This window comes from Flavobacterium sp. (assembly GCF_013823965.1).
GTDB lineage: Bacteria > Bacteroidota > Bacteroidia > Flavobacteriales > Flavobacteriaceae > Flavobacterium.
On the sequence record NZ_PNNA01000064.1, the window covers coordinates 1 to 3,945 of the forward strand.

The window sequence follows — 3,945 nt, forward strand, 5'->3', positions numbered from 1 at the left end:
ATGCACGCTGATAAAGTCGTTGCCGCTGCAGAAACTTATATTGGACTGGTCGAATTCGGAGTTGGTGTGATTCCCGGAGGTGGCGGATCGAAAGAGATGGCATTAAGAGCTTCGGATTTATTTCGCAAAAATGATGTTGAACTCAATGTGTTGCAAGAATATTTCTTAACTGTGGCTATGGCCAAAGTGTCAACTTCAGCTCACGAAGCCTTTGATTTAGGAGTTTTGCAACACGGAAAAGATATTGTTGTGGTCAATAAAGACCGTCAAATTGCCGAAGCCAAAAAACACGCTTTATTAATGGCAGAAGCCGGTTACACCCAACCCATTCGCAGAAACGACATCAAAGTTTTGGGCAAACAAGCCTTGGGAATGTTCTTGGTTGGAACAGACCAAATGGAAGCTGGAAAATACATCTCAGAACACGACAAAAAAATTGCCAATAAACTGGCTTACGTAATGGCTGGAGGAGATTTATCTGAACCAACATTGGTAAGCGAGCAATATTTATTGGATATCGAGAGAGAAGCATTTTTATCGCTTTGCACAGAAAGAAAAACATTGGAACGCATCCAATTTATGTTAACCAAAGGAAAACCCTTGAGAAATTAGATTATAGATAAAAGACGGATAGATAAAAGACTCCAAAAAGTCTATCATCTATTATGTCTCTGTCTATCATAAAAAAATAAAAAAAAATGAAAACAGCCTATATAGTAAAAGCATACAGAACAGCCGTAGGGAAAGCACCAAAAGGTGTGTTCCGATTTAAAAGACCTGATGAATTGGCGGCAGAAACCATCCAATTTATGATGAATGAATTGCCTGATTTCGATAAAACACGCATCGATGATGTAATGGTAGGAAATGCAATGCCGGAAGCCGAGCAGGGATTGAACATGGGGCGATTAATTTCCTTGATGGGATTGAAAGTAACCGATGTTCCTGGTGTAACGGTAAATCGCTATTGCGCATCAGGAATAGAAACTATCGGTATGGCAACAGCCAAAATCCAGTCTGGAATGGCAGATTGCATCATTGCCGGTGGAGCCGAAAGCATGAGTTTCATTCCAATGGGAGGTTACAAACCAACACCGGATTATGCCGTTGCCAAAGAAGGTCACGAAGATTATTATTGGGGAATGGGATTGACTGCCGAAGCCGTTGCCAATCAATACAATATTTCGAGAGCTGACCAAGACGAGTTTGCTTACAATTCCCACATGAAAGCTTTGAAAGCCCAAGCAGAGGGCAAATTTGACAAACAAATTGTTCCCATAACCATTGAACAAACGTTCATCAATGAAAATGGCAAAAAAGAAACCAAATCGTATGTTGTCAACAAAGATGAAGGTCCAAGAGCAGGAACTTCAGTCGAAGCATTGGCAGGATTGAGACCCGTTTTTGCTGCAGACGGAAGCGTGACTGCCGGAAATTCATCCCAAATGAGTGATGGAGCCGCTTTTGTTTTGGTTATGAGCGAAGAAATGGTCAAGGAATTAAACCTCACTCCCATTGCCCGTTTGGTGAATTTTGCATCAGCAGGAGTGGAACCAAGAATTATGGGAATTGGTCCCGTGAAAGCCATCCCAAAAGCCTTGAAACAAGCCGGATTGCAATTAAAAGACATTGATTTGGTGGAATTGAACGAAGCATTTGCCTCACAATCATTGGCCGTAATTCGAGAATTGGGCATCAATCCAGATATTGTAAATGTAAACGGAGGCGCGATTGCTTTGGGACATCCTCTAGGTTGTACGGGAGCAAAATTGTCAGTCCAACTATTTGACGAAATGAAAAGACGTGGAAACAAATACGGAATTGTTTCGATGTGCGTGGGAACTGGACAAGGAAGTGCTGGGATATACGAATTATTATAAAATTATGTTTTTTCTTATGTAATTTTTCCTTCGTCGAAATGACATAAAAGCACATAGAAATTAATAGAAGTTAATTTTAAATAAAATAGGCTATTACCTTAAAAACAAAAAATATGAACAATAAAACTCGCGGTGGTCAATTCATCGTAAAAGAAACAAAATGCGAAGATGTCTTCACTCCCGAAGATTTCAACGAAGAGCAATTAATGATGCGTGACTCGGTAAAAGAGTTTGTGGACAAAGAAGTTTGGCCCTACAAAAACCGTTTCGAAAATAAAGATTACGCCTTTACCGAAGAGTCGATGAAGAAAGCCGGTGACTTAGGTTTCCTTAGCGTTGCCGTTCCCGAAGCTTATGGGGGAATGGGAATGGGATTTGTCAATACCGTTTTGGTATGCGACTATATTTCAGGAGCCACGGGATCCTTCTCGACAGCTTTTGGGGCACATACCGGAATTGGAACAATGCCAATTACGCTTTACGGAACCGAAGAGCAAAAACAAAAATACGTGCCAAAACTGGCTTCCGGCGAATGGTTTGGCGCTTATTGTTTGACAGAACCGGGAGCAGGAAGTGATGCCAATTCAGGAAAAACAAAAGCCGTTTTGTCAGAAGATGGAACACATTATAAAATAACTGGAGGAAAAATGTGGATTTCAAATGCCGGATTTTGTTCCTTATTCATTGTTTTTGCACGTATTGGAGACGATAAAAACATTACCGGTTTTATTGTGGAAAATGACCCAAATAATGGAATTACAATGGGCGAAGAAGAACATAAATTAGGAATTCGGGCTTCTTCCACACGACAAGTTTTCTTTGCCGATACCAAAGTTCCTGTCGAAAACATGCTTTCTGAAAGAGGAAATGGTTTCAAGATTGCCATGAATGCTTTGAATGTAGGCCGTATCAAATTGGCTGCCGCCTGTTTAGACGCTCAACGAAGAGTAACTTCCGGAGCCGTGAAATATGCCAACGAAAGAGTACAATTCAACACTTCAATTTCCCAATTTGGCGCCATTCGTTTGAAATTGGCCGAAATGGCAACCAGTTGTTATGCTGGAGAAAGTGCCACTTATAGAGCTGCCAAAGATATTGAAGATCGCATTATGGCTCGTGAAACCGAGGGTACCTCGCATCAAGAAGCCGAACTGAAAGGAGTCGAAGAATATGCCATAGAATGTTCCATTTTGAAAGTGGCTGTTTCGGAAGACATTCAAAACTGTGCCGACGAAGGAATCCAAATTTTTGGAGGAATGGGATTCTCGGAAGACACGCCGATGGAAAGCGCTTGGCGTGATGCCAGAATTGCCCGAATTTATGAAGGAACAAACGAAATCAACAGAATGCTTTCAGTAGGAATGTTGATCAAAAAAGCATTTAAAGGGCACGTGGATTTGTTGGGACCAGCGACAAAAGTCCAGGAAGAATTAATGGGAATTCCCTCTTTTGAAACACCGGATTATTCAGAATTATTTGCCGAAGAAAAAGAAATGATTGGCAAATTGAAAAAAGCATTCTTGATGGTTGCCGGTGGAGCAGTTCAAAAATATGGACCAGATTTAGAAGGTCACCAACAATTGTTAATGGCTGCCGCCGATATCTTGATTGAAATTTATATGGCAGAATCCACCATTTTAAGAACCGAAAAATTAGCCAAAAAAGCAGGTGAAAACAAAGTACAAGAACAAATTGCAATGGCAAAATTGTATTTGTACAAAGCGGTTGACGTGATTACCCAAAAAGGAAAAGAAAGCGTGATCTCTTTTGCCGAAGGCGATGAACAACGTATGATGTTAATGGGATTACGTCGTTTTACAAAATATACTAATATGCCAAATATCATTGCATTAAGAGAAGTTATTGCAACAAAATTGGTAACTGAAAACGAATACTGTTTCTAATAGTAAAGATAGTTTTAACTTGTTGATTTGTTTAAAAACCGCAGTGTCATTAATTAGACAACTGCGGTTTTTTTAATTAAACGATGCTGTTTTATGGATTTGCATCACTTGATATCTATATTTTTCAAGTTAGCCCTATTTTACCAAAAGTGGCCACTATA

2 protein-coding genes and 1 pseudogene are annotated in these 3,945 nt (G+C 40.1%); all 3 read left to right on the forward strand.

The window, feature by feature from the left end; all coding sequences use genetic code 11:
- A pseudogene (locus C0430_RS07430) lies at positions 1-612 on the forward strand (3-hydroxyacyl-CoA dehydrogenase); the annotation flags it as partial.
- Positions 613-698: 86 nt separating this feature from the next.
- A complete protein-coding gene (locus tag C0430_RS07435) occupies positions 699-1,880 on the forward strand; it encodes an acetyl-CoA C-acyltransferase (protein ID WP_290867425.1) in 1,182 nt (393 codons plus the stop codon).
- Positions 1,881-1,993: 113 nt separating this feature from the next.
- The gene (locus C0430_RS07440; RefSeq protein ID WP_290867427.1) at positions 1,994-3,784 is read left to right on the forward strand and encodes an acyl-CoA dehydrogenase family protein; all 1,791 of its coding nucleotides are present in this window, start codon (positions 1,994-1,996) and stop codon (positions 3,782-3,784) included.
- The last annotated feature ends 161 nt before the right edge of the window (positions 3,785-3,945 follow it).

Excerpts from the sequence above, each read along its gene's own strand:
- C0430_RS07440 (WP_290867427.1), top strand. The coding sequence starts at position 1,994 with ATGAACAATAAAACTCGCGGTGGTCAATTCATCGTAAAAGAAACAAAA.
- C0430_RS07435 (WP_290867425.1), top strand. The coding sequence starts at position 699 with ATGAAAACAGCCTATATAGTAAAAGCATACAGAACAGCCGTAGGGAAA.